23 protein-coding genes and 2 tRNA genes are annotated in these 26,194 nt (G+C 56.2%); 5 read left to right on the forward strand and 20 right to left on the reverse strand.

Features of this window, described 5'->3' with window-relative positions:
• The first annotated feature begins 689 nt into the window (after positions 1 to 689).
• Positions 690 to 2,678 (forward strand): RNA-binding domain-containing protein, encoded by a 1,989-nt coding sequence (locus V0R60_RS09150; protein WP_330079198.1) that lies wholly within the window; start codon positions 690 to 692, stop codon positions 2,676 to 2,678.
• 9 nt (positions 2,679 to 2,687) lie between these two features.
• Here the strand turns inward: V0R60_RS09150 and V0R60_RS09155 are convergent, their stop codons facing one another.
• The 6 genes from V0R60_RS09155 to V0R60_RS09180 all read right to left on the reverse strand — a co-directional run bounded on the left by V0R60_RS09155 (position 2,688) and on the right by V0R60_RS09180 (position 5,808).
• Positions 2,688 to 4,010 carry a tyrosine-type recombinase/integrase gene (locus tag V0R60_RS09155; RefSeq protein WP_330079199.1) on the reverse strand — a complete coding sequence of 441 codons (1,323 nt, stop codon included), beginning with the start codon at positions 4,008 to 4,010 and terminating at the stop codon, positions 2,688 to 2,690.
• A 171-nt stretch (positions 4,011 to 4,181) separates the two neighbouring features.
• Positions 4,182 to 4,257 (reverse strand) — tRNA-Thr (locus tag V0R60_RS09160).
• A 97-nt stretch (positions 4,258 to 4,354) separates the two neighbouring features.
• Complete coding sequence (locus V0R60_RS09165; protein ID WP_136474078.1) at positions 4,355 to 4,591, reverse strand: YajG family lipoprotein; 237 nt, start codon at positions 4,589 to 4,591, stop codon at positions 4,355 to 4,357.
• Between the two features lie 23 nt (positions 4,592 to 4,614).
• Entirely contained in the window at positions 4,615 to 4,995 is a 381-nt protein-coding gene (locus tag V0R60_RS09170) for a hypothetical protein (protein WP_330079200.1), read from the reverse strand.
• Between the two features lie 18 nt (positions 4,996 to 5,013).
• Positions 5,014 to 5,220, reverse strand: a complete 207-nt coding sequence (locus V0R60_RS09175) for a helix-turn-helix domain-containing protein (RefSeq protein WP_038605723.1) — start codon at positions 5,218 to 5,220, stop codon at positions 5,014 to 5,016.
• Positions 5,221 to 5,229: 9 nt separating this feature from the next.
• Positions 5,230 to 5,808, reverse strand: a complete 579-nt coding sequence (locus V0R60_RS09180) for a hypothetical protein (protein ID WP_136474080.1) — start codon at positions 5,806 to 5,808, stop codon at positions 5,230 to 5,232.
• A gap of 474 nt (positions 5,809 to 6,282) precedes the next feature.
• Here V0R60_RS09180 and mdtJ point away from each other — a divergent pair, with 474 nt between their 5' ends.
• On the forward strand, positions 6,283 to 6,642 hold the full coding sequence (gene mdtJ, locus V0R60_RS09185) for a multidrug/spermidine efflux SMR transporter subunit MdtJ (protein WP_330079201.1): 360 nt from the start codon (positions 6,283 to 6,285) through the stop codon (positions 6,640 to 6,642).
• The gene (gene mdtI / locus V0R60_RS09190) at positions 6,636 to 6,965 is read left to right on the forward strand and encodes a multidrug/spermidine efflux SMR transporter subunit MdtI (RefSeq protein WP_136474082.1); all 330 of its coding nucleotides are present in this window, start codon (positions 6,636 to 6,638) and stop codon (positions 6,963 to 6,965) included. The genes mdtJ and mdtI overlap by 7 nt, the downstream gene beginning before the upstream one ends.
• 238 nt (positions 6,966 to 7,203) lie before the next feature.
• Here the strand turns inward: mdtI and V0R60_RS09195 are convergent, their stop codons facing one another.
• The 5 genes from V0R60_RS09195 to V0R60_RS09215 are packed head-to-tail and all read right to left on the reverse strand — an operon-like array spanning position 7,204 to position 11,457.
• On the reverse strand, positions 7,204 to 8,424 hold the full coding sequence (locus V0R60_RS09195) for a methyltransferase (protein WP_330079202.1): 1,221 nt from the start codon (positions 8,422 to 8,424) through the stop codon (positions 7,204 to 7,206).
• Between the two features lie 45 nt (positions 8,425 to 8,469).
• Positions 8,470 to 9,159 (reverse strand): ABC transporter permease, encoded by a 690-nt coding sequence (locus tag V0R60_RS09200; RefSeq protein ID WP_136474084.1) that lies wholly within the window; start codon positions 9,157 to 9,159, stop codon positions 8,470 to 8,472.
• A complete protein-coding gene (locus V0R60_RS09205; protein ID WP_136474085.1) occupies positions 9,156 to 9,851 on the reverse strand; it encodes an ABC transporter permease in 696 nt (231 codons plus the stop codon). The genes V0R60_RS09200 and V0R60_RS09205 overlap by 4 nt, the downstream gene beginning before the upstream one ends.
• A gap of 57 nt (positions 9,852 to 9,908) precedes the next feature.
• Positions 9,909 to 10,670, reverse strand: coding sequence for an ABC transporter substrate-binding protein (locus tag V0R60_RS09210; protein ID WP_136474086.1), 762 nt, complete (start codon positions 10,668 to 10,670; stop codon positions 9,909 to 9,911).
• A 13-nt stretch (positions 10,671 to 10,683) separates the two neighbouring features.
• Complete coding sequence (locus V0R60_RS09215; RefSeq protein ID WP_136474087.1) at positions 10,684 to 11,457, reverse strand: ABC transporter ATP-binding protein; 774 nt, start codon at positions 11,455 to 11,457, stop codon at positions 10,684 to 10,686.
• A 610-nt stretch (positions 11,458 to 12,067) separates the two neighbouring features.
• Between V0R60_RS09215 and gabP the strand changes: the two genes are divergently transcribed.
• Positions 12,068 to 13,462 carry a GABA permease gene (gene gabP, locus V0R60_RS09220; RefSeq protein ID WP_330079203.1) on the forward strand — a complete coding sequence of 465 codons (1,395 nt, stop codon included), beginning with the start codon at positions 12,068 to 12,070 and terminating at the stop codon, positions 13,460 to 13,462.
• 103 nt (positions 13,463 to 13,565) lie between these two features.
• Here gabP and V0R60_RS09225 read toward each other — a convergent pair whose 3' ends face one another.
• The 9 genes from V0R60_RS09225 to V0R60_RS09265 form a co-directional block, all read right to left on the reverse strand.
• Complete coding sequence (locus tag V0R60_RS09225) at positions 13,566 to 14,006, reverse strand: hypothetical protein (RefSeq protein WP_330079204.1); 441 nt, start codon at positions 14,004 to 14,006, stop codon at positions 13,566 to 13,568.
• Positions 14,007 to 14,084: 78 nt separating this feature from the next.
• Entirely contained in the window at positions 14,085 to 15,122 is a 1,038-nt protein-coding gene (ppk2, locus tag V0R60_RS09230) for a polyphosphate kinase 2 (RefSeq protein WP_330079205.1), read from the reverse strand.
• Between the two features lie 572 nt (positions 15,123 to 15,694).
• Positions 15,695 to 16,693, reverse strand: a complete 999-nt coding sequence (locus tag V0R60_RS09235) for a hypothetical protein (protein WP_330079206.1) — start codon at positions 16,691 to 16,693, stop codon at positions 15,695 to 15,697.
• Between the two features lie 125 nt (positions 16,694 to 16,818).
• Positions 16,819 to 17,379, reverse strand: a complete 561-nt coding sequence (locus V0R60_RS09240) for a lecithin retinol acyltransferase family protein (protein WP_136474093.1) — start codon at positions 17,377 to 17,379, stop codon at positions 16,819 to 16,821.
• Between the two features lie 735 nt (positions 17,380 to 18,114).
• Positions 18,115 to 19,725 carry an AAA family ATPase gene (locus tag V0R60_RS09245; protein WP_136474094.1) on the reverse strand — a complete coding sequence of 537 codons (1,611 nt, stop codon included), beginning with the start codon at positions 19,723 to 19,725 and terminating at the stop codon, positions 18,115 to 18,117.
• 610 nt (positions 19,726 to 20,335) lie between these two features.
• Positions 20,336 to 20,411 (reverse strand) — tRNA-Phe (locus V0R60_RS09250).
• A 91-nt stretch (positions 20,412 to 20,502) separates the two neighbouring features.
• Positions 20,503 to 20,775 (reverse strand): oxidative damage protection protein, encoded by a 273-nt coding sequence (locus V0R60_RS09255; protein ID WP_136474095.1) that lies wholly within the window; start codon positions 20,773 to 20,775, stop codon positions 20,503 to 20,505.
• Positions 20,775 to 21,839, reverse strand: a complete 1,065-nt coding sequence (gene mutY / locus V0R60_RS09260) for an A/G-specific adenine glycosylase (protein WP_330079207.1) — start codon at positions 21,837 to 21,839, stop codon at positions 20,775 to 20,777. Before mutY ends, V0R60_RS09255 begins: the two co-directional genes overlap by 1 nt.
• Positions 21,836 to 24,088 carry an AsmA family protein gene (locus V0R60_RS09265; RefSeq protein ID WP_330079208.1) on the reverse strand — a complete coding sequence of 751 codons (2,253 nt, stop codon included), beginning with the start codon at positions 24,086 to 24,088 and terminating at the stop codon, positions 21,836 to 21,838. Before V0R60_RS09265 ends, mutY begins: the two co-directional genes overlap by 4 nt.
• A 359-nt stretch (positions 24,089 to 24,447) precedes the next feature.
• On the opposite strand from V0R60_RS09265, the gene V0R60_RS09270 reads away from it, so the two are divergent.
• Entirely contained in the window at positions 24,448 to 26,109 is a 1,662-nt protein-coding gene (locus V0R60_RS09270; protein WP_330079209.1) for an OFA family MFS transporter, read from the forward strand.
• The last annotated feature ends 85 nt before the right edge of the window (positions 26,110 to 26,194 follow it).

The following is a 26,194-nucleotide window of genomic DNA, read 5'->3' on the forward strand; positions in this document are numbered from 1 at the left end:
CGGGCGCAGGTTGGCGCAAGGAAATGGCCAAGCGGATAGGTTGCTGCAGGGCAGCTATGAAAGGGGATGAGTTGCCGCAGTGGGCACACTGATAAAAGTAGGCATCCATCACATCGCTGTGACCGTGCGAGCCGCCGGACGCTAATCGCACTTTGGGAGAACCACCACCGTGTGGCGTAGCCTCAAAGGTTCTGGCTACCTGGGTTGCTGTCAGCGACAGCGCTTTGCCCGATCTTTTCTACGCCTGTGGATAATTCGGGTCAAGGCTCGAGTTTTCGGGAGTTCTGCGGCTGTGGATGAGATTATCCACCGGTGGAAATCTGTGGTTTTCCACAGACAGTTTGCGTGGGCTTTAGATTTTTTAAATGAGGTCCATCCAAGCAGGGCGGCTTTGCAGCCCTGTTTGGATGGACCCGCGTGGACAAGCGGATCATCGAGATTTCGAGAACGTACGCTTACTTTGCTGCGCCGCGATTGGCTTTTGGCGGTGTGACTTTCTGTGCAAAGTCGTGAGCAGTGACATCCTCCTGCTGATTGGTGACTGGAAATCGGCTCCACCAGTTCATGATCAGTCTCCGCTCGTCGAGTTGCGTGCGACTATGGAAGACTGAGTACAATCCCCGCACGTATATCTTTTCTTCGACCTTTTGCAGCTACGTGAAGCAGGCTGATCATTTAGGAAGTCTTTGATGTCACTCAATCCCCACACCCTTGAAGACCTGCCCTCGCTGGTTGAATCTGTCGAGCTCGAATGCAAGCTCGCTCAGGGGCAGGATGGGAAGGGAGAGTTGCCTAAGGATTTCTGGTTAACCTACTCCGCTTTTGCTAACACTCAGGGTGGGGTAGTACTGCTTGGCGTGCGCGAGAAGGATGGGCAGTTCAGCGTTGCAGGCCTATCAAATATCGAGAAAGTACGTACTGACCTGTTCAATACCCTCAACAATCCGGCCAAGGTCAGTGTCAATCTGCTGACTGACCGGGAGGTGGTCGTCAGAGAGCTGGAGGGCAAGCAGGTACTCGAAGTGAAAATCCCGGCGGCTTCGCGTAAGCAGAAGCCGGTATTTCTCAATGGTCAGCCGCTAGGTAACACTTATCGTCGATTACATGAGGGTGATCGGCGTTGCTCTGAGGAAGATGTTCGCCGCATGTTCGCAGAGCAAGTGGAGGACTGTCGGGACGAGCGGATTTTGCCGAATTACGACTTCGCAGACATCGATCCGGACAGTCTGCGTATCTACCGCCAGATGCTTAGCGACATAAAGCCAGGCCATCCAGCGCTGGAGCACCAAGGGATTGAGTTTCTCCGACAGATAGGAGGTTGGCGTAAGGACCGCGCGAACAGAGTAGAAGGGTTGACTCTGGCAGGTTTACTCATGTTCGGACGCTGGCTTTCGATCCAAGAGAGTGTGCCGCATTACTTTGTGGACTATCAGGAGCGGCCGTACGCCAAAACAGAACTACGTTGGGTGGATAGACTCGTCCCTGATGGAACCTGGTCAGGGAATCTGTTTGATTTCTACCGGCGGGTTTATCGCAAGTTGGTTGAGGACCTAAAGGTACCGTTCGCTCTCAAAGGTGATCAGCGCCAGGATGACACACCGGTACATGAAGCTCTGCGCGAGGCTTTGGTTAATACCTTGGTCCATGCCGACTATACCGGGCGGGTTTCTGTGTTAGTCGTGAAGCGTCCTGACTTGTTTGGCTTTCGCAATCCTGGCGGCTTACGTTTACCCCTTGAGCAGGTGTTGCAAGGTGGTACCAGCGATTGCCGGAACAGGCTAATGCACCAAATGTTTCTTCTTATCGGTCTTGGCGAGCGTGGTGGTTCTGGGGTTCCAAAAATCTACAGCGGGTGGCGAAGCCAGCATTGGCGACCGCCAGCCCTTTATGAAAAGCCCGAGCCCGAGCAAACCCTTCTTGAGCTTCGCATGCTGGACTTGCTTCCTGAAGGGGTGGTGGAGCAGTTACGAGAGCGATTTGGGGGGCGTTTCGAGAGCTTGGAACATACTGCCAGGTTGATTTTGGCCACGGCCGCGATTGAGCGGGTGGTCAGCCATAATCGTCTCCTTGAGATTTGTGATACTCATGCTCATGACTTGAGCCAACTGCTTGCGCGGTTGGTACGCGAGGGATTCCTTGTGCCCGACGGGCGCTCTCGGGGCATGATTTATCACCTGCCGGGTGAGCAACTGCCTACGCCGGAGCAAGTGTTCGCAGGTCCGCTACAGAGCTCCGAACATTACGCCGGCAGCTCCGAACATAACGGGGCTAGCTCCGAACATAACGCAGGTAGCTCCGAACATAAGGTCGAGCTGGATATGCAGCGAAACGATGATGGCTGCTTGTTGAGCGATCATATTGACGCGCCGCTGATCGATGCTTTGGACAGGCTTGATGCAGGGTTTCGAGAAAAGCTCGAAATACTGGCTGAGGAGCCGCGCAATCGAGAGCGTATGCAAAAGGATCGTATGCAACAGGTGATTATCACCCTATGCAAGGAGCACTATCTGACGCTCAACGTTTTGGCTAATTTAGTAAAGCGCAGTCCAGATGCCCTCCGTCAGCAGTACCTGAATGGAATGGTGAAAAGCAGGCAGATTCAGTTGGCATTTCCGTCCAAACCGACTCATGAAAGGCAGGCGTACAAAGCGTACGTTGGTGGGCAGGACGAGGAGTAGGCTAACGGTCTACTCCCTCAAGCGGCTTTTCGCCTTGAGTCGTGTGACGTTCGTCCCGGTCTGGTTCGCGAATTCGTGTGGAGTGACATGCTCCTGCCGGTTGGCCTCCAGGTACCGGCTCCACCAGTTCATGATCAGCCTGCGCTCCTCGATGAACTCGGCCTTGTGGATGTAAGCGGCGCGGACGTTGTTGCGTTCCTTGTGGCTCATCTGCCGTTCAATGGCTGTCTCCGACCACAATCCTGACTCGATCAGTGCGCTGCAGGCCATCGAACGAAACCCATGCCCGCAGATTTCGGTTTTGGTGTCGTAGCCCATCTTTCGAAGCGCGCTGTTCACCGTGTTTTCAGACATGGGTTTCCAGGGCTTGGTATCGCCTGCAAACACCAGGTCGAATTTACCGGTGAGGAAGTGGATCTGTTCAAGCAGGGCCACGGCTTGCGGCGATAAGGGTACAAGATGGATATCCCCGGCCATTTTTGTACCCCTTGTGGAAAAGGGGACGCCGTCCAATGCGGGACGGGTGTCGGGTATCTCCCAGGTGCCGCGCTTGAGGTCGAATTCGTTCCAACGGGCAAAGCGCAGTTCACTGGAGCGGACAAAAACATGCAGCGAGAGCATGGCCGTCAGCCGAGTAAGTACGCGGCCGTTATAACCCTCAATGCGCTCCTGCAGTTCAGGCAGACGCGATAAGGGTAACGCTGGGCGGTGAACAACCCTCGGGGCTTTGATCAAACCTTCAAGGTCGGAGGCAGGGTTTGCCGCTATCTGTCGAGAACGCTTCGCCTCGCGCATGATGCTTTGCAGGTAGTTTTGTACCCTTAAAGCGACGTCAATTGTGCCGCGTTTCTGGATCGCTTCCAAAGGCTGCATCAGGTCATGGGTGTCCAGATCGACAATAGAGCGAGCGCCGATCAGCGGGAAGACATGGGTTTTGAGGCGGCTCAGAACCGTCTTGGCATGACCCGGTGCCCATTTGGCAGACATCGCTTTGTGCCATTCCAGTGCAGCGCTTTCAAAGGTTCGGCCTTTGATTGCGGCCTGCGTCTTGGCTTGGTGTTTTGTCTCGATAGGGTCGATGCCTTTCGCCAGCATCCGCTTGACCTCCAGGCGCTTGTTGCGCGCATCGGCGAGGCCGACCACGGGGTAGCTGCCGAACGAGGTCAGTCCTTCGCGTCCATCAGGTTTTACATACCTGAGACGCCAGCCTTTACGGCCATTGGGCTGGACTAGAAGGTAGAGGCCGTCGCCGTCGAAAAGCTTGTAGGCGCGGTCGGTGGGCTTGGCTGAGCGGCAAGCCGAATCGGAGAGTGGAGCAGTGGTGTGCGACATAAGGGTACTCCCCCTTTATCGAATTACCTTACCCCTAACATTACCCCTAAAACCGCCGGAATCCACCAGTTTCTGACGGAAACCGATGGAACCCCAAAACGAAAAAACCCGCCAGAAGGCGGGTTTTTCGGGGGTTCCAGAGATTTTGAAAGCTTTCTATGGAACCTTGAATGGTGCCGGCACCAGGAATCGAACCCGGGACCTACTGATTACAAGTCAGTTGCTCTACCATCTGAGCTATACCGGCATAGGGGCGTCATTATAGCGATCAGTTTGCGTCTGTAAACTACTTCTGCACGATTCTTTGAAATACTTGTTTCTAAAAGGTATTTCGGCCAGTTTTGCTACCAGCCACGGTGCAGTGAGGTGGCGTCTGGTTCGGCTTTGGTCGGGTCGAAAAGCATGGGTTTGTGGTCGTGGCAGCCACGCTTGTTGCAGTGCATGTAAGGCTGTGCCGGCAGGCCGTTGTCGCCCAGTACCTGCATCTTTGGCATTTCCCAGTCCGGGGTGTAGCTGGCGCTGCTGCAGCCGGTCAGGGCGAGGATGAAGGTGAGTAAGGCAAGGCTATGTATTTTGTTCACTGTAAATTCCGTTTTCTTCAGGTTTATTCTTTGTTGAGGATGCGCTGGATGGTGCCGCCGCAGCTTTGGTAGCAGCTGTCGTAATCGTTGCCGCAGCTGTAGCTTGAGCCGCTGCCGTACGGGTAGCTGGGGTAGTAGCAGCTTTTGCGGGCTTCTTTTTTGCTCTTGCCGTTCTGGCAGTGCTGGTAGCTTCTGAGGTTGGCCTGGTACAGGGCCTGGTCGCTGTTTTCCTGCAGGCGCGCCATTTGTTTGCAGTGGTTGCGTTCGGTGGCGCAACTGTTGATGCAGTTCATGCCCATCATGCTGGGTGGGGGCGAGTATCTATAGGTGTAGCTAGGGCCGCAGCCGCCTAGCAGGACGGCAGTCAGCAGCAGCGCAGGGCGCCACTTGAGTGAATTGCTCACGAGTTGCTGGTTCCTTGATCATTCCTCGCTGAACTCCAGCAGATCACCTGGCTGGCAGTTCAACGCGCGACAGAGCTTCTCCAGGGTCTCGATTTTGAAACCCTTGATTTTGCCGTTTTTCAGCAACGACAGGTTCGCTTCCGTAATCCCGATAATTTCGGCCAGATCCTTGGAGCGGATCTTGTTTTTGGCCATGACCACGTCAAGGCGGATGATTATCGGCATAGGGGGAAGCTAGACATAACAGTTGTGTTCATCGCTGATGGTTTTGGCGTCACGCATGAGGAGTGAAAAGGCGCAGAGCAATATCCCTTTCATGATCTCGTAAACCGCCACGGATGATACACCGATCGATACGCTGAAGCTTCTTTCCCCCGCAGGCAGGTCGATGGCAAATGCCAAGCCTTGGAGGGTGCCGATCACCGGCCACAGCATCGGTGTGCAGATGCACAGCAGGCCAACCCACCACAGCAGTTTGATGTTTTCTGCTGTCCAGGTTTGACCCTTGGACAAGCGCAGGAAGAACAAGCCGGTGAAGAACAACGCCAGCACCGATAGGCTGCTGGGGATCAACTCCAGGGCCAGCACCAGGCTCAGGGCCAGGATGGAGGGTTGGTAGTCCGGTGCCAGCAGCAATGGCATTTGGTCGCCATAGCTTTGCAGGTAAGCGCTCTGCATCTGGGCCTTGTCGAAAATCCACAGCATTGCTGTGCTGCCGAATTCGACGACGGCAGTCGTCCAGGCAAGTAGAGCGGCGAATGCGCCGATCACTCGAAGACGCGAGCGCGCATAGGCCACTGTTTTACTGTTCATGTTTTGCCTCCGTTCGATGTTGAGCGGTGGGCATTATTTTCTAGAAATTATCGTAATACAATAATTAATTGTTGTTTTAGCTGCGGTGTGACGTTTTGACTCGATCGCGGGGCAAGCTGCTCCGGTAGCAACGTATCCACACAGAGGGAAGGGATAGTCCTAAGATCTTGGGAAATATAATTTACGAAGCTTTCGGCAACCTTTAAGGGCTTTCACCTGGATACGGTTTAAAAGGCGCGAAATTTAATTAGTAATTTTCTATCGATTTGACTTTTGCGATGCCTTGAGCTAATTTGTTGTTCATTATGTTGAACAGTAAAGCGTTTCTGCTCCCCACCTCTCGTCTGGCTTCCTGTGAAAATCACTGGACCGGCGGTCTCTAGCGCCTCCCCCGACAAACAGCTTTTTCTTTGGTTTTGTCTGTAACCCGTCGCCGCTTGTGCGCCCGGTTTGTTTCGCCCGTGGGAGGGCATCATGCGTTCCTGGATCTATTTGTTTATCGCCATCATCGCTGAGGTGATTGGCACCGTTTCGATGAAATTCGCTGCCACTGCGCACCCGGTTTTGGGTCATGGCTTGATGTACGTCATGATCGGCCTGTCGTATTTCTTCCTCGCGCTGGCCGTTAAGCGCGTGCCGGTAGGTGTTGCCTACGCGCTGTGGGAAGGCATCGGCATCGTGCTTATTACCTTGGCCAGCGTTACCTGGTTGGGTGAAAGCCTGGGCTTGCTCAAGGCCGCCGGCCTGGGTGTGATGATTGCCGGTATCTTGCTGATCAAGTCTGGTACCCGCCCAGCATCTGCCGAGCGCAACAGGGAGGCGCTGCCATGCTAAGCATGAATTGGATTCCTTTCGCTTGGCTTGGCCTGGCGATCGTGCTCGAAGTTATCGCCAACCTGTTGCTCAAGTATTCCGATGGTTTTCGCAAGCGCGGCCTGGGGATCGTTTCGATTCTTTGTGTGCTGGCGGCGTTTACCGCGTTGGCCCAGGCTGTTCGCGATATTGAACTGTCGCTCGCTTATGCCATTTGGGGTGGGTTCGGCATTCTCGCCACCGTGGCCATGGGGTGGGCACTTTTTGGCCAGCGCTTGGCCGGGCGAGGCTGGTTGGGCTTGCTGCTGTTGCTGGCGGGTATGAGTCTGCTGAAACTGGCCTGATTTTGCTGCTTAGAGCTATTTGCTGGAACGCTTATGCACAAGGCGCGTGCCAGCAGGGCCGCGCGTATGTCGGCTCGAGGCGTTCCTTTGGTCTTTGCGCAAATAGCTGTTTTTGCTGGCGATAAACCGCTGAGCAAAAAACGATCAATCGCTGAAAGCGTTTGGATCCAAGGTTTTTGAGGGTGTTTTCAAAAGGTTGCCCACAGACTTATCCACAGGCTGCGCACAGTTGTCGAAGTCAGTGGCGTTCGGCCAGCAGCATCAGATTGCGCGGCGTCAGTGGCTGGTCACAGAACACCCCCAACTGCACCCGGTAGCCTTGCTCTTGCAGGTACAGGGCGCGGTCCAATACTAGCCATATCTCGAGGGGGCGACGGAACAGATTGCGCAGCAGCTCAAGGTTACGGACCTCGGCCAGACGCTGCCAACCCAGGGCCTGCAAGCTAGCCCAGTCTGGTATGGGGTCGATGGTCAGGCCTTTGAGTGCTGCCAGCTCCTGGCAGTAGTCAGCGAACGACTTGTGCAGCCAACTGACCGGTAATGATGGTGTCGGCAGGTACTCATCGACACCCCGCAGCTGACGCTGCAGCAGATCAAAGCCCAGGCGCCTGGCCATCGATTCGTCGCGCTGGCGGCGTACCCGCGCGCCGGCGGTGACGGTTTCACTCAATGGCAGGCCAAGATCATCGATTGAAAGCTGCAACCCCGAGGCAATCGCGGCGCCAGACAACGGCTGGTAGTGCGCGGCCTGTATGCGGTTGTAGCAGCACGGGGCAATGGCCAGTTGTCGACAACCTTGCTGACTGGCCAGTTTGATCAAGCGCACATGCAGGTCGCCGCAGGCATGCAGGGCCACCGCCGTATGTTCGCTGCCCAACTGGCGGCAGGTTTCCTCTGCCATCACGTCTTGCAGCAAGTGCTGGCTCGGTAGGCCATGGTGCTCGCTGAGGGCATGGCCGGCTTGTACCAGTGCAGGGTCGTATTCCAGGCAGGTCAGCTTGTGCCGCTCGGCTTGCAGTAGCCGTCGGCCAAGGTGGCCCTTGCCGGAGCACCAGTCGAGCCAGTGTCGTGGTTCGTGGTTGAACGCCAGGTGGCTGGCGAACGCCTCAATCTGCTGCCACTTGCGACCAGGCACATCCACATTCAGGCGATGGCTTGCTGAGTGCAGTTCGATGGCAGGTAGCTCGCCGACTTCGGACAACTGGTGTGCCAACTGCGCCAACTGCGGGAATGGCTGGGGTGCGGGCAAAAGCTCGGGGTGGTTGTGCGCCGCCTCTGCCTCGCTCAACGAGCGTTGCCTTAACCAGTTCGCCAAGGCTGGGTGCTCGCTTTCCCAGGGCAATTGCAGCTGGGTGAAGGGGCGGGGGCGCCAAAGCGCTTGATGCTCGCGCAGAAAGCTGTCCAGGGCCTGGAAGCGGCCAAGCATGTGCGTATCTGTTAGCGGGCGGGGCGTGGTCATAGGCAGTCAAGCGAACGGGGCTGTGATCAGCCCCGTTATACAGGTTTAGCGACCCTGGCAGGCGTCGACGCGCAGCCAGCGTTCAAGCACCTTGAAGCCTTGCACCAGCAGGAAGGAGATCAGCAGGTAGAACAGCCCTGCAGCGAAGAAGATCTCTACCGGCAGGTAGGTGCGGGCGATGATGGTCCGCGCCATGCCGGTCAGTTCCAGCAGGGTTACGGTACTGGCCAGGGCACTGGCCTTGAGCATCAGGATCACTTCGTTGCTGTACGCCGGCAGGCCGATGCGCGCGGCGCGCGGCAGCATGATGTAGAACAGCGCCTTGGCTCTGGACATGCCCAGCGCCCGCGCCGCCTCGATTTCACCGCGCGGAATGGCCTGCAAGGCGCCGCGCAGAATCTCGGCGATGTAGGCCGCGGTGTGCAGGGTCATGGTCAGCACCGTGCACCAGAACGGGTCGCGCAAGTATGGCCAGAGGGAGCTATTGCGCACCACTTCAAACTGGGCCAGGCCGTAATACACCAGGAACAGTTGCACCAGCAGTGGCGTACCACGGAAGAAGAAGATGTAGCCGTAAGGCAGGGCGCGTACATACCAGTGCCGCGATGAGCGCGCGATACCAAGCGGAATGGCAATGATCAGGCCGGCGATAACGGCGATTGCCACCAGCTCCAAGGTCAGTGTGGCGCCTTGGGCAAGCCGTGGCAGCCACTTGATAATGACTTCCCAGTTCATTGGTTGGCCCTCGCGAAGCCGCGTGCGGCGCGTTTTTCCAAGAAGTGCATGCCGGTCATTGCCAGTACGGTTAGCGCCAGGTAGATGATGGCGGCAACCATGTAGAAGGTGAATGGCTGCTTGCTCACAGTCACTGCGATTTGTGAGTGACGCATGATTTCTTCCAGGCCGATCACCGATACCAGTGCGGTGTCTTTCATCAGAATCATGAACAGGTTGCCGAGGCCGGGAAGGGCGATGCGCCACATCTGCGGCAGGATGAGTTTCGAGAAGATCCGGCCTTTGGACAGGCCCAGGGCCAGGCCCGCTTCACGATGGCCCTTGGGGATCGCCAGGATCGCACCACGGAAGACTTCGGTGGCATAGGCGCCGAAGCACAGGCCCAGGGCAATCACGCCCGCAGAGAAGGCGCTGAGCTCAAGGCCCGGAATATTCAGGGCTTCGCCAAGCTGATTCATCATGCTGACGGTGCCGAAGTAAATCAGTAACACCCAGAGCAGTTCGGGCACGCCACGCACCAGCGTGGAGTAAAAGCCACCCAGCCATTGCAGGGGTTTGTACGGTGAGGTTTTCGCCAGGGCGCCAAGCAGCCCCAGTACCAGACCCAGACACAGGGCTGACAACGCAAGTTTAACGGTCATCAGCGTCCCGGCTAACAGGGCCGGACCGAATCCGTATAGATCAATATTCATGGGCAGGTTTGTTCAAGGGACCGGCATCGCCGCAGGGGCGACGCCGGTCGGGGCGAATCAATAGATGCTGAAAGGGAAGTACTTGTCGTTGATCTTCTTGTAAGTGCCGTCGGCAACGATTTCCTTCAGTGCAGCGTTCAGCTTGTTGCGCAGTTCGTTGTCACCTTTGCGCACAGCGATGCCGACCTTGTCGCTCTCGTTCACTGGCTCGCCTTTGAACTCGTAGTTCTTGCCGGCATCGGACTTCAGCCAGTCGTAGTTGGCGTATTTGTCGGCCAGCAGGGCGTCTACACGACCCGAGGTGAGGTCCAGGTAGGCGTTTTCCTGGGTGTCGTAGAGGTTGACCTTGAAGTTGCCATCCATGCCGCCGTGATCGTCCAGCCAGATTGCCGCCTGGGTGGCGCGCTGGGTGCCCAGGGTCTTGCCTTTGAGCGACGCGTCGTCGGTTTTGAAATCGACGTTTTTCGGGGCGATGAACTGCTGTTTGTTCGAGTAGTACGGGTCGGTGAAGTCAACGGCTTGCTTGCGCTCGTCGGTGATCGACAGCGACGAGACGATGAAGTCGAACTTCTTGGCGTTCAGGGCTGGAATGATGCCATCCCAATCGGAGGTGACGACTTCGCATTCAGCCTTCATCTTGGCGCACAGGGCGTCGCCGATGTCTTTGTCGAAACCTACGACCTGGCCACTGGCATCCTTGTTGTTGAACGGCGGGTAGGCCGCTTCGATGCCCATCTTCAGTTTCTCGGCAGCCATGGCATTGGCCGAGAACACCAGCGTGGCGGCAGCGGCCAGGAGGAATTTCTTATAGTTCTGCATGCGTGTTGCTCCGTTAGCGGTTGCTGGACATGAATTGTTTACAACGCGCCGAGGTCGGGTTTTCGAAAACCTGCTGCGGCGTTCCCTGCTCTTCGACCAACCCTTGGTGCAGGAAGACAACTTCACTGGACACCTGGCGGGCGAAGCCCATTTCGTGTGTAACCAGTAGCATGGTACGGCCTTCTTCGGCGAGGGCACGGATAACGTTAAGCACTTCCTGGACCATTTCCGGATCCAGCGCCGAGGTCGGTTCGTCGAACAGTATGACCTTGGGTTTCATTGCCAGGGTGCGGGCAATGGCTGCGCGCTGCTGCTGGCCGCCGGAAAGTTCGGCCGGGTAGCTGTGGCGCTTGTTGTGGATCCCCACTTTGTTGAGCAGTGCTTCGGCATGCTCGATGGCCTCGGCCTTGCTTTGGCCGAGCACGCGCCGGGGCGCCTCGATGATGTTGTCGAGGATGCTCATGTGCGGCCACAGGTTGAAATTCTGGAACACGAAGCCGATCTCGCTGCGCAGGCGATTGATCTGCTTGTTGTCGGCGGCTACCAGGTCGCCGTTTTTCGCCGCTTTCAAACGCAGCTCTTCACCGGCGACCAGGATCTGACCCTGGTGCGGGTTTTCCAGCAGATTGATGCAGCGCAGCAGAGTGGACTTGCCGGAGCCGGAGGATCCCAGGATCGAGATCACATCGCCATCGCGGGCGGTCAGCGAGATGCCCTTGAGGATCTCCTGGTCGCCGTAGCGTTTGTGCAGGTTGCGGATTTCCAGCGCGGGCGTGGCCTCAGCCATGTGCGGTCCTCATGTGTTCTGGTGCGCTCCTGCTTGTTGGCGGCCTTCCTGGCTGCGCCAAGCTAGCATAGCGGCGGAATGACAGCCAACAAGGTCGGGAGGGGCAAGCAGTTGCCAAGAGGGCAAGTGTCGCATCGCTGCAGCGGACTGTCGCGCCGATGACCACTTCCCTCGTTTCCAGGGCCGGAGCCTTGATGAAAAAAGGCGCGATGGTGCCAGTTTTGGCCGGTGCTGGAAAGTCGTTTCTGCCCTCGGGCACCGCTTGGGCGCGTAAGTGCGGCAAATGGTTGCGCCTGTGGGTTGCGCCTTTTTGCGCAAAAAATGTGCGCGAGGTGTTACCGCCGACAGGTTTTGGTGCACCTGGGTATTTGTAAGTGGGTATTTCAGTAATCGTGTTTTTCCGTTGTGATTTGATGGCCTTTCGGTCATGTCTTGGCAGCAAAGACATAGAGCCCTTTATTTCCGCGGCCTGAGCAGTTGCGGCTACGAACGGTCGTGTTGCTGGCGCATTTATTGCCTTATCCACCGCCAACAGGATGTAGCACGCTTTGCGAAGTGTGCGCCTGACGAAATCAGGATGTAGAAAGCCACTCCCTTCAAAGGTAGTTTTATGAGCGGTACGCACAATTCCAATGACCTCGCTCAGGGGCTCAAACAACGGCATGTCACCATGCTGTCTATTGCGGGTGTAATCGGTGCTGGTTTGTTCGTGGGTTCTGGCCATGCCATCGCCCAGGCAGGTCCCGCGGTATTGCTGGCCTATGCTGCTGCCGGCACCTTGGTTGTTCTGGTGATGCGCATGTTGGCCGAGATGGCCATTGCTTCCCCGGACACCGGATCGTTTTCCACCTATGCCGACAGGGCTATCGGCCATTGGGCTGGTTTTACCATTGGTTGGCTGTACTGGTGGTTCTGGGTGCTGGTGATTCCGCTTGAGGCCAACGCCGCCGCAACCATTCTGCATGCTTGGTTCCCTGATGTAGGCATCTGGGTATTTACACTGGTGATCACCCTGCTGCTAACCGCTACCAACCTGTTCAGCGTGAAGAACTACGGTGAATTCGAGTTCTGGTTCGCCTTGCTCAAAGTGGTCGCGATCATTGGCTTCATCATTCTTGGCCTGGCAGCGGTGTTCGGTTTCCTGCCCAGTAGTCAGGTCAGTGGCGTCAGCCATCTGTTCGACACCCAGGGCTTCATGCCTAATGGCCTCGGCGCGGTATTGGCTGCAATGCTGACCACCATGTTTTCGTTCATGGGCACCGAGATCGTCACTATTGCTGCCGCCGAGTCCAAGGATCCAGGCAAGCAGATCACCAAGGCCACCAATTCGGTGATCTGGCGGATCTTCCTGTTCTATCTCGTGTCGATCTTCCTGGTGGTGGCACTGGTGCCATGGAACCACAGCGACTTGGCTGAAGTGGGCTCGTACCAGACTGTGCTGAACCTGATGGGCATTCCGAACGCCAAGCTGATCGTCGACGTCGTTGTCTTGATCGCGGTAACCAGCTGCCTGAACTCGGCGCTTTACACCTCTTCGCGCATGCTCTTCTCCCTGAGCAAGCGTGGTGATGCCCCGGCCATGGCCCAGCGCACCACTTCCAGCGGCACCCCGTACGTTGCGGTGGTGCTGTCGACTGCGGCGGCATTTCTGACTGTATTTGCCAACTATGTGGCGCCTGCTGCGGTGTTCGAGTTCTTGCTGGCAAGCTCCGGCGCCATTGCCTTGCTGGTATATCTGGTAATCGCCGTATCGCAACTGCGCATGCGTCGCCAGCGTATGGCGCGTGGCGAGAAAATCGCGTTCAAGATGTGGCTGTTCCCGGGCCTGACCTGGGCGACCATCGCCTTCATCGTGGGCATTCTCACCGTGATGCTGATCCGTCCGGATCACCGTATCGAAATCGTCGCCACCGGCTTGCTGTCCATAGCGGTGGTAGCGGCAGGTCTGCTGGTGGCGCGCAAGCGCAAAGCCGAGGCGGCGGGGCGTGCGGTGCTGAACAACTGATTTAGCTGAAATGTAAAAAGGCCGCGATCTGAAGAGATCGCGGCCTTTTTATTGGGCATTGCACGCAGGCCTGTGGCGGCCTTATCGCGAGCAGGTCCGAGTGTTAGCCATACATTTTCTGCTGGGTCTTGGCCACGGCTTCAGAGGCAGAAATGTAGGCTTGCTGGAACTCGTCACTTTCCAGCCAGGCCATGGTGGTGGCTTCGTCGGCGCCATCCAGCCATTGGCGGTAGGCCGTGAAGACCATGACGATGTAGTCGGTGGCGTGTTCTTCCTTGTGGCCTTTGAGTACCAGGGCCAGCAGTGGGTCGACCAGGAACACCGAAATCAACGAAACAAGCCCGTCTTCCTGGGCTTGCTTCATTTTTTCGAATAGGGCGGTGTAGCTGCCCGAGTTCATGGCCTTGTTGAATACCTGCTCGACGCTGGCGCTGGAGCTTTCGCCGCTGCTCTTCACTGCCTGGCCACTACGCACCATACGGTTTTCACGAGCCTTGTTGGCGGCGCGCTTGGCGCGTTTCTGCTGCTTGCTGTTAGAGGCCATCGGTGAATCCTGAGTCAAAAAATTTTGCGTATTGAAGCCTAGTTCGCAAAGAAACCCAAGTGTATCCGACGGCCTCGCTCAGGCAGGCTGTACCAGCTCGCCACGGTCTTCCTCGGCATGCACCCGCGCCGCACGCTCAACCAGTAGCGGATCGGGCTGGTGGGCCACGCGCAGGTCCTTGCCGGGATAGTCCAGCGAATGCAGGAAGTGGCGTATGCAGTTGATGCGCGCACGCTTCTTGTCGTCGGACTTGATGACCGTCCATGGCGCATCAGCGGTGTCGGTGTGGAAGAACATCGCTTCCTTGGCAGCGGTGTATTCGTCCCACTTGTCCAGCGACTTGATATCGATGGGCGACAGCTTCCAATGCTTGAGCGGGTCGTCACGACGCGAGATGAAGCGGCGCAGTTGCTCTTCGCGGTTTACCGAGAACCAGTACTTGAACAGCAGAATGCCGGAATTGCACAGCATGCGTTCGAGGTCGGGGGCCTGGCGCATGAACTCGAGGTATTGCAGTGGCGAGCAGAAGTCCATCACTCGCTCGACACCGGCGCGGTTGTACCAGGAGCGGTCGAAGAAGACCATTTCACCGGCGGTGGGCAAATGCTGGATGTAGCGCTGGAAGTACCACTGGCCCTTTTCCTGTTCGGAAGGCTTCTCCAGGGCAACGATACGTGCGCCGCGCGGGTTCAGGTGCTCCATGAAGCGTTTGATCGTGCCACCTTTACCCGCTGCGTCCCGGCCTTCGAACAGTACGACGATACGCTGGCCGGTTTCCTTGGCCCAGCTCTGCACCTTGAGCAGTTCGATCTGCAAATCGTGCTTGGCCTTATCGTATTCTCCCCGGCGCATACGTGTGCGGTAGGGGTAACTGGCCGGTAGCTTCGCTGCGGTGCTGTCTTCGTTGGAGCCGCGTGGGGCGGACGCGACCTTGAGAGCGGCAGGTTGCTGGCTGATCGCGACGATTTCGCTTTCAGCGGCTGCTACGGCTGGTTTGCGGGTGGTGCGCGCGCGCCGTGGGCGTGGGGTTGCAGGCTTGGCCGGGGCGGGGCTGGTGTTGGCCGAAGTATCTGGGGTCGGCACGGGCAGAGGCAGGGCTGTGGATTCTTCGCTCATGTAGGTGGGCCTGTTGGTTTTTTCGAATTTCCACCAAATAGCATACGAGTGTGCGGCGAGAAGGTACTGATGTTGGTCAAAAGCCTTGGGGTTTCTCGCCCAAACCTAAAGTTTCAGCCGCGTTGAAGCGACGAGTGCGCAACCCCGTTGTTCCATTGAGGGCTTAAGGTGTGCAGGCGGTATGCGCCGGTCGGCTTGTAGCTGCGGCGTGAGTTGGGCTAATCAGGAAAGGGGCGGGAATTTCAGGCAATAAAAAACCCGCTCGAAGGCGGGTTTTTTATGTGTTTCAGATGATGCTGACACCACCTGAAAGCGAAAGGTGGTACCCAGAGACGGAATCGAACCGCCGACACGGGATTTTCAAAACCTGTGAAAGTCCTTACCCGTTTGGCAAACGGCTGGTTTTCCTGGGCCTATCTCAAAGACGGGGCGGTAAACACCGGCCAGAAACGGGCCAGATGGCTTGAAAGTGTTCCGTACGGTCCGGAGGAGCACCGGAGCGGGGTGAGCTGATTGCCGCTGCGTTTCCATGCACCGCGCGCACCGCGTGACTTTTGAGCCAGCAAGAAATGCTATTCCAGTTGGTAGTACAGGGCCTGAAAATTGGTGGTGAATTCTGGAATGAGCTCTTTGAGGCGGCTGTAAGGGTTCTCGTCAAAGAAAAAAATGATGACCTCGCTTTCTCTCACTCCCTTGTTTGAAAGCTTGCCAGGCTTTAAGTCGTAAGGCTTGCTGATGTTTGCTGCTAGCTTGCGCAGTGCTTGTAGGCGCCGTTTTTTGTGGGCAGCAATGTCAAGACCGTCCTTGGGGACAGCAGCGTACTGGTTGATGCGTAGGTAGGTTCTCCCGGAGCGGGAGTCAACTCTCCAAAACAACGTTTCGTTTTTTTCCTCGTAGTAGTTCTTTCGTTGGCAAAAATCTAGCTGAGTCCATGGGGAACCGTTTTTATTTACCCCTTTCTTGAATTTCAAACAAGCATCACTGCCCTTCAATTGCTCATAGAGTTCACCGATGAAGTGTCGTTGGCCTATGGCGCTTTTGAACGCGTCAGGACACGAAGCCGCTAGGTTTTTTAGGGCTTCTTCTTCCTTGGAAATCCAATTGTCCTTTAGAAAAGCGCAGTATTGATGAATGATTGGATGGAAGTTAGCTAAGAAGCTAACGGTATTATAAAAGTCATGGGCGGAGATGAGCTCATACTTCCCTAAGCTCTGTCGTTCCAATGTGTCGATATAGCCGATTTTGAAGTAAATATATTTGTAACAGTCGGGGAAGCGTTTTTGGTAAGTGTTAAGTTGATCTGAGTGAATGGTTGATGAAGTTTTATTCTCAAATAAAATATTGCGGCGCTCGTCGTTCACGTCAAAGCTCAGCATTAAATCAACACTGCCGGACTGTAATTTTGAGTGAATGTTAACGGGCGTTTCGCCCTCTTTGGTGAACCCCAAAGCATTGAACACATGTGAGCGATATAGGCTGATGTCCGGATTTTCATCCAGTTCTTTGAAGAGCCAAGCTAGGAAGGCATCTGTACTGAGTTCCTTGCTGGCATATTCGAATAAATTGTTCAATGTCAGGGTCCATGCGCAATGGTACGTCAACGGTGAAGGCTAGGAAAGGAGCCAAGCCTCAGGAATGTGTAGTCAGCGATCGGATTATGAGTTTTGTACATAATGATCCGAGGGCACTTAATGCACTATTTCTTTGTATACTGGTCTTTTACGGGGACCCAGCGGAGATTAGGGAATATTTCTTCCAGAATTGTTGTAAGCGAATCGAAAGTGGTCACTGAGTGTTCGACGCCTGTAGCACAATAAGCCGTGAAGCGGTGGCAGTTGTTGAAAATTAAATTGTATCCGCTTTTATTGCCCACTGCGGCACTAGCTCTATCAGAGATTTCCGGGCTGCTAATTATTTTTCCATTGGAATAGGCGGCATAAAGGGTTATGCCCGTTCGAAGTCCATGGGAGTTCATAAAGGCGTGTGGAGTGACTTTTTTAATTTTTCCGTCACCGTTTCGCTCTACAATTCGATTATTTTGTCCAATATATATTCCCGTGTGATCTGCAAAGCTTCCCGCAAGGTCACAGACGACTATGCAGCCCGGTACAAGATCGGCCTCTTTGCCCAAGCCTGCACAGATGAATGTTTTTGCAAGGCTTCGCTCCGTTCGCTTTGTTGAAGTAAATTTGAATGTTGGATTAATAGTGGTGCGGATGCTTGGAACTAATAAGGTTTTAAAAATTTTTCCCAGCATTTTCTGTCCCTAAAAAGCTGTGATCGATATGTACTCTATGGCGAAGCTTATGGCACCGATAATCATGCTGCCATCATTATGATATCGCAAGATCTATCGTTCTTTTGGGCAGTTTTAGGGGCATCTCACTTCTCTTTCTCTCCGCTGAGTCTCTTCTGGCTTATGGAGGCTACCTTGCTACAGGAGAAAGGTACGCTGGTCACCAGATGCCAGCGCGACCAGTCCATGCTGACTACGGATCTTTAGATCAGTCTCACTGGAGTATTGGGGGCCATATGTATCTTTAGCTACCGTTGTCGTCTTTAAGGCAGGTCAATAAAACGGTCTGCAATGGAAAAATAATATAACGGTGGCAATTCAATGTAAGAGGCTTTTAAAGCCTGTAAGCAATAAAGCTGATCAGGAGGCATTTGCAGGCATGCAGTTCGTAAAAGGTAATTTTCCGTAGTCGTCACAAATTCAAGTTACACACCAGGAGCTTGAGAGATCACGAGAGAAGCTGGCACACATTTTTGTTTAATGATAACGATCTCCCTCAGCTTGGGTCACTAACTAAGCAGAGGTGTACACTTTACTGAAAAATTTCCTACACCGCTAAGCCACAGTCCGCTTTTGGCTGCTTTCTGCCTGTGGTGAGAGGCAGAAAACGACCAGAAGCGGTCATCGTCGAGAGCAGTCTCCGATCGCGGCTTCTAGCGTCTGCCCCAGGGTGACAGAGTCAGGTTAACCGGCAGGTCAGTAGGGTAGTGCTATTTCCGGCAGTACGTCTCGCAAAGCTTTGACGAGTCCGGGCACCTTATTATTAAGAAGCACTCTTGCCAGCCACGCTTCAAACGGGGCGCGGCTAGTGTTTTTTAAGCGACTGGAAGCTTTAGCCAGCATTCCTTTATTATCGAATAAAGACAGGAGAGTTGGAATATCACCTTGAGCGATTGCGGTCTCAATTCTGGTTCGACGCTCTTTGGCAATTGCTGTGATATCTATGCTTTGAGTCTGCAGGATGTAGGCGTTTTTCATCCCTTCGATCGAATCTTGCTTGCTGAGATCAGTTTTCTTGAGTGCGCGATCAATACGCCGCATACAGTACATCCGCACAACCCGATCAGTTAGATCAGACTGGCCTGCCAGAGTTAGAATGTCATCCTTAAGCCCGTCAAGGCGCACTTCAATTTCTTCAGGGGCTAGGTGCTCGGCGTTTGCGATTTCCCGACTGATTTCGGGGAGCAAAAACAGATTTTCAATTTCTGATACCGGTAAAACGGCCACACCCATTTGTTCGAAGGCATCGATGTCCGTGGTGTCGTAGCCATCGGCATCAATAATCCCTGCGCATTGGACGCGTGTGAGCTCGGTGTTAGCTCTCAACGTTGTTACAGCGTGTACAACTTCTTGACACGAGCCGCGTGGCACAACAGTCCATTGAGGGTAAGCGCATCGATAAACTGCTTTATCAAGACTCTTGGCATCGCCTTCAACGAAAAGAATTGGCCGACGGCTACCGAGAAGTAAGGTGGTGATTTCTTCAGTGAAACCGGTGTCGGTGGGCACCGTATCGATGGTCCAGCGTGGTCCTACGGAATTATAGTCGCGGATCACAAATTTTTGACCTACTCGGCCAGCAGCGAACTCTAGGTCATGTGTGATAAACACAAAGGCGCAGTCGGGGCGGGCGCTTTCAAGATGATCCCATAGCTTGTTCATGATCGAACGGTGAACATGCAATTCAGGCTCATCTACGATGAGCACGGAATTTTCCGCTGCAACCAAAACTTGGCCAATTAAGTAGAAAATTGCCCGCTCTCCGTCACTCATGTCGGTTGCGCTGTACGTAGCCCCAGTAGTAGGTGATATCACTTGAATATCATCACCACTGATTTCGAGAACGCGGTGCGGTAACAAGAGCTGCCAAATTTTCTGAAGTTTCTCGAATTTCGTATCGTTAGCCGCCAGGTTCTTTCCGTCCCGTACACTCTTATGAGTTTCGAGGGAGGTTCGCGACTGTTCGGCAAACATCGCCTGGAGTACATAGTCGAAATCGTTCAGTAGCGCGCTGGCTTCTTTCGATTGCCAGCGAGACCCCGTGCGATGGTATAAGGCTGCACTCTCGTCTGGATGACCGAACCTCAATCCCGCTAACGCTTGCCTTTCACGGATTTTCGGAACGCCAGGATTCAGTGTGAGTGCGCGATGTGCCGAAATTCGATGGGCGCTTTCCCCTCCAAATGCTTCTATATGAATTGCGAGTCGAGTCTTGCCACTCCCATTAGCTCCTACAAAGACAACAGATGTTCCTTGCACTACATCAATTTCGATGGGATCGCCATTCGTTGGAACTGTAAATTGCATGGTATTTGCCGAAGAGAGTTAATGACTAGTTAACAGGGTGCCTGATTCAGGATGGGGCTGTCATCTCCTGAGGCGGATTCCAGCAAGAGGTATTTAGGCCAAAAACGATCGCTCCTGAAAGGCAGGTTTTGGTCGATCTCTGCCGGTCAGGGCCACGAAGGGTAATGGTCAAAGTCTATGCATATGACTAATCAGTCGAATGCAAATGGGTGGGCAAGTCGGTGCATTTCCCCGGTTGCATCGGAAGTCCAGTATTTTGTCCTGATGTTCGACTCCAGGGGCTGGTTTATGCGTGCCGCGCATGCAGCGTGACTTGTAAGTGTCTGGAGTGAAGGGCGGTCGAGAGTGCTCAGAGGCCCTGTGGTGTGCCAGGGGAAGCGGAAGGGCTATGCTGGGCGGGCCTGTATTGCCGACGTCTCAGCTTGTCTGAGGGAGGCTCTCAAGCTGACAATTCAAATTAGATTAAAACTACCCAGTTTTGGGGTCGGTACCGAAAGTCCGTTGGACTCCTTTCAATCACGCTGCCGAAGCGCCATGGTCCAGCTGCCATTAAATCGCAGGCAATAAAAAACCCCAAGGACACATTGTTCCTTGGGGTTTCTCGGTATTTTGGTGCCCAGAGACGGAATCGAACCGCCGACACGGGGATTTTCAATCCCCTGCTCTACCGACTGAGCTATCTGGGCAACGGGGCGCATTAAAAGGCTTTTTCAGGTTTAGGTCAAACACTTTTTGAAAATTTTTTAAATTAATTCCGTCGCTTACGGTTTTTGGGGGTTATTCGGCAGGTGGAACGTAGCCTTCGGCCTTTTCGTATTCCTGGCCGGAGAAAAACTTGTCCATCTCGCCCTGGAGGAATTTGCGGTCCTCGGCGTTCATCATGTTCAGGCGCTTCTCGTTGATCAGCATGGTCTGTTCCTTCTGCCAATCGGCCCAGGCCTTCTGCGAGATATGCTCGTAGATGTCCTGACCCTTGGCGCCCGGGTACGGTGGACGCTCCAGGCCTGGAAGTTCTTCGTTGTATTTGCGGCACATTACGGTGCGGGTCATCACGACTCTCCTGCAATCAAAACATCGGCCGCGCGTTTGAGCAGCTTTTTGACCGGGGCAGCAAGGCCCAGGCGCGGCGGGGTGGCGAGGTTATACCAGAGCCAGTCGGGCTCGACCATGTCGGCCCGGGAGTCATCGACCCGGACCAGCCAGGGCTCGATGGCCAGCTGGAAATGGCTGAAGGTGTGAGTCAGGCCGTCCAGCGCCTGGCGAGTGATAAGGGTAAGGCCGTGCTGATCTGCGAGGTCGTCGAGCTGTTCCACCTGCTCCAGCTCCGGCAAGCTCCACAAACCACCCCACAGCCCCGTGGAGGGACGACGATAAAGCAGGACGGCACCTTGGCCGTTGGCCAGTAGCGGCATCAGTGTGCGGCGTTGTGGCAGCTCCTTGCGAGGCTTGGGGATCGGGTAGCGAATCTCCTGACCCAACAAGTGTGCTTCGCAGCCAACTTTGAGTGGGCACAACAGGCAACTGGGCTTGCTGCGGGTGCACAGGGTGGCGCCCAGGTCCATCATCGCCTGGGTGTAGTTGTTGACTCTGGCGTGCGGGGTATAGCGTTCGGCATTGGCCCACAGCTCTTTGGCCACCTTGGGTTCGCCCGGGTAGCCTTCCTGGGCGGTGTAGCGGGCCAGCACGCGTTTAACGTTGCCGTCGAGGATCGGCGCACGCAGGCCCATGCTGATACTGGCAATGGCCCCGGCTGTGGATAAGCCGATGCCCGGCAGGTCGGTGAGCTTTTCGACATCGCGCGGAAATTCGCCGCCGTAGTGTTCGACGACGATTTTCGCGGTCTTCTGCAGGTTGCGCGCCCGGGTGTAATAGCCCAGGCCCGTCCACAGGTGCAGCACTTCATCTTCCGGCGCTGCGGCCAGTGCCTCTACGGTCGGCAACGCTTGCATGAAGCGGTCGAAGTAGTTGAGCACGGTGCTGACCTGGGTCTGTTGCAGCATGATCTCCGAAACCCACACCCGATAAGGGGTGATGCCCTGTTGCCAGGGCAGGTCATGTCGGCCATTACGGTCGTACCACTCCAGCACGGCGCTGGAAAACTGCTCGGGGCTCATCGCTTGAACAGCCCCTTCAGCGCGTCCTTGAGTTCAGGGCTGACCTTGTCACCGAGTTTCTCATCGATCTTGTCGCTGAGTTTTTCGCTGACTTTGTCGCCGGCAAGCTTGGCTGCAACTTTGCCCAGGCCTTCCTTGTCCAGGCGGCAGGCCTTGGCACCCAGCTCCAGGGGGCCACGGCAACGCAGTGGCAACTCCAGGCCGACGTAGCGCTGGCCGACCTGGCAGGCCGGATCCGGCATCTCACGTTTGTCGCCTTCAACGATCACGCCCACGCGGTAGTCCATACCCAGCACGCGCAGATCGAGATCGCCATGACCGTTGACGGTAAGGCCGGGAATACGCGCCTTGAGGTCCGGGTTGCTGGCTACGCCGTTGCGCAGTACCAGGCTGCCCTTGAGCTCCTGGAACGGTGTGTCCTTGCCGCGTGGCTCACCGCTCAATGCCTTGCGGTTGAGGGTGGCGATGGCCTGGCAGAGTTGCTGTTCAAGGTTGGCGTTGACCAGGATGCCGTCGTTGATAACGAAGCTGGCATTGCCGTTGAGGGTATCGACCAGTGCCTTCTGGCTGTTGCCGGTGGCGGTCAGGCTGCTGCTCAGGGTCAGCAGGCCTTTGACCGGTGGGGTTTCAGTCTGGCTCTTGATGAAGTGTTCGACCGGTACCCGATTGACCTTGGTGTTGAGACCTATCTGCGGAACTGCCGGGCGCACGTCGAGGGTGCCCTTGGTTTCGAAGTCGCCGTCGTAGAGGCCGCCGCGCAGGGTTTCAAGGGTGATCAGGCCACCTTGGCCCTGGGTCTTGAGATGGGCATTGTCGATGGGCAGCTTTTCCAGCGTCAGTTGGCCGAAGCTCAGGTCTGCCTGCAGGTCGAGTTGGCGCAGGCGATCGACCGGCAACAGTTTGTCGCTGCTCCAGGCCACCTGAGTTGGGGCGTCGGGCAGCGGGGTGTTGCCGGCACTGGCCAGGGCGCTCTGTTCCTTGCTCTTGACCTCGGCCTGGCGCGCAGCCGTGGCGCTGGCGGCGGCTTCGCTCTTGGCCGGCATGTAGCGGTCGGCATCGAACTTGTCGGCTTTGAGTTGCATACGCAGGGCTTGCTTGGCGAAGTCTTCCACGGCCAGGCGGCCGCTGAAGGTGCTTTCATCCAGTTTTACGGCCAGGTCTTCCAGCGCCAGGCTGTTAGGGCTGCCTTGCAGGCGGGTGACCATCTCGAACTTGCTCAGCGCAGTGGCGTCCGCGGTGGCCGGCAGGGTGCGGCCGATGCTGTCGAGGAAGGTGCGCAGGTCGATCTGGGCAATGGACAGGCCACCCGTCAGTTGCGGGGTCTTGTCCAGATCGCGCACGTTCAGTTCGCCCAGGGCGCGCAGCTGGTTGGCCGAGAGTTTCAGGCCATTCCATTCGGCGACATTGGCGGCCAGGTCGACCAGCAACTGGCCTTGGGCTGCATAGGTCATGGTCTTGCCTTGCAGAGGTTCACCCGACGCTTCGCCGCTAAGCTTCATGTCTTCGAACTGATAGCGCTTGAGGCGACGGTCGAAACGCAGCTCGCCGCTGAGCTCGGTACGGGTCTTGAGCGCGGGTTGCGCGGTGCTTACGAAAGCGGTCATTTTCAGCGGAATATTGACCCCTTCGTGCACGGCGCCGGTGCTCAGTTGGATGCTTTCAGCGCTGATCGTCTGGCCGCTGCGCGCATCACTGTATTGAACGCGGGCGTTGTTGACGGTCAGGCTGTCGATATCCAGTTTGACCGGGCGCTCGTTGGCGTCGGCCTTGCTGTCGGCCTTGGCGGTGCTGTCACCGGCAGGTGCGGAGGGCGCGCCGTCGGCGGGCGCGGTGGCTGCCGTCGGCAACGGTTTGCCGATGTCTTCCCAGTTGCCATGGCCGTTTTCATCGCGGCTCAGAATCAGGTTGAGGCCTTCGACACGTACATCGCTCATTTGCACTTCGCGGCGTAGCAGGGGCAGGACGCGAACCGACAGTCCAAGCATCTGCAAATCGGCAAATGCGACTTTCGGGTTGTTCAGCGTAGCGATGCTGGCTTCATGCAGCTCCAGCCCCAGCCAGGGGAACAGGCTCCATCCAATATCGCCATTGAGTGTTAGCTCAACGTGGGCTTTGTCGCGTGCAAGCTGGCGAATCTCGTCTTTGTAGTCGTTGGGATCGAAGAGGTGGGTCAAGGCAAAGCCTAGAGCCACAATGATCAGCAACAGCCCGAGAAGCACTAGCCCCAGGATTTTGCCGAACGCTTTCATGGGCGAGTCCTTGTAGTCCGATTCTAAAATTTAGCCGCAGAGTATAGCGCTGTGGTTGTCGTCACTGGAGCTAGTCGAAGGTTGATGCGTAATTCTCCTCCAGCACGAACAAACCCCGATTGTGCCGAGGTTAGCGTGGCCAAGGTTTCGACAGTGGAGGCAGCGACAGTTCAGTTGCAGTACAAAACACCGCATCAGTGTGCTTTCAAAGCCGCAGGCGAATGCTACTCTTGCGCCGCTCACACAGCCTTCTGCGACGAAATGTCGCGTTTTGTAGGGCAAAAGCGCCAAAAACGATCAGTTGCCGATGGACCAAGATCGAGAGCCGTGAGCTGACCATCTACGAGGGGAACACAATAATGAGTAGCAGTATCACGGCGGGTGCTATCAGCAATAGCCCTGGCTTCTTGTCGAAAGAGCGGATTATCGCCGCCCCTGGGTTCAACCGCTGGCTGGTGCCGCCAGCCGCCTTGGCCATCCATTTGTGCATTGGCATGGCGTATGGTTTTTCGGTGTTCTGGTTGCCCTTGTCCCAGGCCATCGGCATTACGGCGCCGCTGGCCTGTGCCCCGGACATGAGCTTCTTTGCTCGTCTGTTCAGCGCCGAGTGCGACTGGCAGATCTCGATGTTGAGCTGGATCTACACGCTGTTTTTTGTGTTCCTGGGCTGCTCGGCCGCTATCTGGGGTGGCTGGCTGGAACACGCCGGGCCGCGCAAGGCCGGCGTCGTCTCGGCGCTGTGCTGGTGTGGTGGCCTGCTGATCTCGGCGTTTGGCATTTATACCCACCAGTTATGGCTGATGTGGTTGGGCTCGGGTGTCATTGGTGGCATCGGCCTGGGCCTGGGTTACATCTCTCCAGTGTCGACCCTGATCAAGTGGTTCCCGGACAAGCGCGGCATGGCGACTGGCATGGCGATCATGGGCTTTGGTGGTGGTGCCATGGTCGGTGCGCCGTTGGCGGCTGCCCTGATGAACCATTTCGCCAGCCCCGAAGGCGTAGGCGTGTGGCAAAGCTTCGTGGTAATGGCGGCGATCTACTTCGTGTTCATGATCGGTGGCGCCCTGGCCTATCGCGTGCCGCCGACGGGCTGGAAGCCCGAAGGTTGGACAGCACCGCTGAAGAAAGCCAGCAATGCAATGATCACCCATCGTCATGTGCACGTAAGCGTGGCATGGAAAACCCCGCAGTTTGTATTGATCTGGCTGGTACTGTGCCTGAACGTGTCGGCGGGTATCGGCATTCTGGGTATGGCCTCGCCGCTGCTGCAGGAAGTGTTCGCCGGCAAATTGCTGGGTAATGACCTGAGCTTCAGCGAGCTCAGCAGCACACAACTGGCGCAGATTGCTGCCATCGCGGCCGGGTTTACCGGGCTATTGAGCCTGTTCAACATTGGCGGACGTTTCTTCTGGGCCTCGTTCTCCGACTACATCGGGCGCAAGAACACCTATTTTGCGTTTTTTGCCCTTGGCGTAGCCCTGTACGCATTGGTGCCGAACATGGGCCATTTGGGCAACGTCGCCCTGTTCGTGGCCGCGTTCTGCATCATCCTGTCGATGTACGGTGGCGGCTTCGCCACCGTGCCGGCCTATCTTGCCGACCTGTTCGGTACGCAGATGGTCGGTGCCATTCACGGGCGTTTGTTGACGGCCTGGGCGGCAGCAGGCGTGCTCGGTCCGGTGCTGATCACTTACCTGCGTGAGTACCAGTTGGCTCTGGGCGTGGAGCGCGCAGCGGTTTACGACATTACCTTGTACATTCTGGCCGGTTTGCTGGTGCTGGGTTTTATCTGCAATGCGCTGGTACGCCCGGTTGCCGACAAATACTTCATGACCGACGCACAGCTGGCCGCCGAGCAAGCGCTAAGCCATGACCAGGGCAGCGGCAATGCCCGCGTGCTGGAGTGGCATGCCGCGCCGGGGAGCCTGCCGCTGGTGATCGCTGCCTGGCTGGCGGTCGGGGTGCCGCTGGCCTGGGGTATCTGGGTGACGCTGCAGAAGACGGCTGTCCTGTTCAATTAATCGATTCATCGCGGGCAAGCCTGCTCCCATTGGGTCACAGCAACCCGGTGGAAGCGGGCAAACCCTGCGATAAATTCCCCGCCGC

This window comes from Pseudomonas auratipiscis (assembly GCF_036324085.1).
GTDB lineage: Bacteria > Pseudomonadota > Gammaproteobacteria > Pseudomonadales > Pseudomonadaceae > Aquipseudomonas > Aquipseudomonas auratipiscis.

Coding starts and splice junctions, on each gene's coding strand:
- V0R60_RS09150 (WP_330079198.1), top strand. CDS start 690: ATGTCACTCAATCCCCACACCCTTGAAGACCTGCCCTCGCTGGTTGAA.
- V0R60_RS09155 (WP_330079199.1), bottom strand. CDS start 4,010: ATGTCGCACACCACTGCTCCACTCTCCGATTCGGCTTGCCGCTCAGCC.
- V0R60_RS09175 (WP_038605723.1), bottom strand. CDS start 5,220: ATGCCGATAATCATCCGCCTTGACGTGGTCATGGCCAAAAACAAGATC.
- V0R60_RS09180 (WP_136474080.1), bottom strand. CDS start 5,808: ATGAACAGTAAAACAGTGGCCTATGCGCGCTCGCGTCTTCGAGTGATC.
- mdtJ (WP_330079201.1), top strand. CDS start 6,283: ATGCGTTCCTGGATCTATTTGTTTATCGCCATCATCGCTGAGGTGATT.
- mdtI (WP_136474082.1), top strand. CDS start 6,636: ATGCTAAGCATGAATTGGATTCCTTTCGCTTGGCTTGGCCTGGCGATC.
- V0R60_RS09195 (WP_330079202.1), bottom strand. CDS start 8,424: ATGACCACGCCCCGCCCGCTAACAGATACGCACATGCTTGGCCGCTTC.
- V0R60_RS09200 (WP_136474084.1), bottom strand. CDS start 9,159: ATGAACTGGGAAGTCATTATCAAGTGGCTGCCACGGCTTGCCCAAGGC.
- V0R60_RS09205 (WP_136474085.1), bottom strand. CDS start 9,851: ATGAATATTGATCTATACGGATTCGGTCCGGCCCTGTTAGCCGGGACG.
- V0R60_RS09210 (WP_136474086.1), bottom strand. CDS start 10,670: ATGCAGAACTATAAGAAATTCCTCCTGGCCGCTGCCGCCACGCTGGTG.
- V0R60_RS09215 (WP_136474087.1), bottom strand. CDS start 11,457: ATGGCTGAGGCCACGCCCGCGCTGGAAATCCGCAACCTGCACAAACGC.
- gabP (WP_330079203.1), top strand. CDS start 12,068: ATGAGCGGTACGCACAATTCCAATGACCTCGCTCAGGGGCTCAAACAA.
- V0R60_RS09225 (WP_330079204.1), bottom strand. CDS start 14,006: ATGGCCTCTAACAGCAAGCAGCAGAAACGCGCCAAGCGCGCCGCCAAC.
- ppk2 (WP_330079205.1), bottom strand. CDS start 15,122: ATGAGCGAAGAATCCACAGCCCTGCCTCTGCCCGTGCCGACCCCAGAT.
- V0R60_RS09240 (WP_136474093.1), bottom strand. CDS start 17,379: ATGCTGGGAAAAATTTTTAAAACCTTATTAGTTCCAAGCATCCGCACC.
- V0R60_RS09245 (WP_136474094.1), bottom strand. CDS start 19,725: ATGCAATTTACAGTTCCAACGAATGGCGATCCCATCGAAATTGATGTA.
- V0R60_RS09255 (WP_136474095.1), bottom strand. CDS start 20,775: ATGACCCGCACCGTAATGTGCCGCAAATACAACGAAGAACTTCCAGGC.
- mutY (WP_330079207.1), bottom strand. CDS start 21,839: ATGAGCCCCGAGCAGTTTTCCAGCGCCGTGCTGGAGTGGTACGACCGT.
- V0R60_RS09265 (WP_330079208.1), bottom strand. CDS start 24,088: ATGAAAGCGTTCGGCAAAATCCTGGGGCTAGTGCTTCTCGGGCTGTTG.
- V0R60_RS09270 (WP_330079209.1), top strand. CDS start 24,448: ATGAGTAGCAGTATCACGGCGGGTGCTATCAGCAATAGCCCTGGCTTC.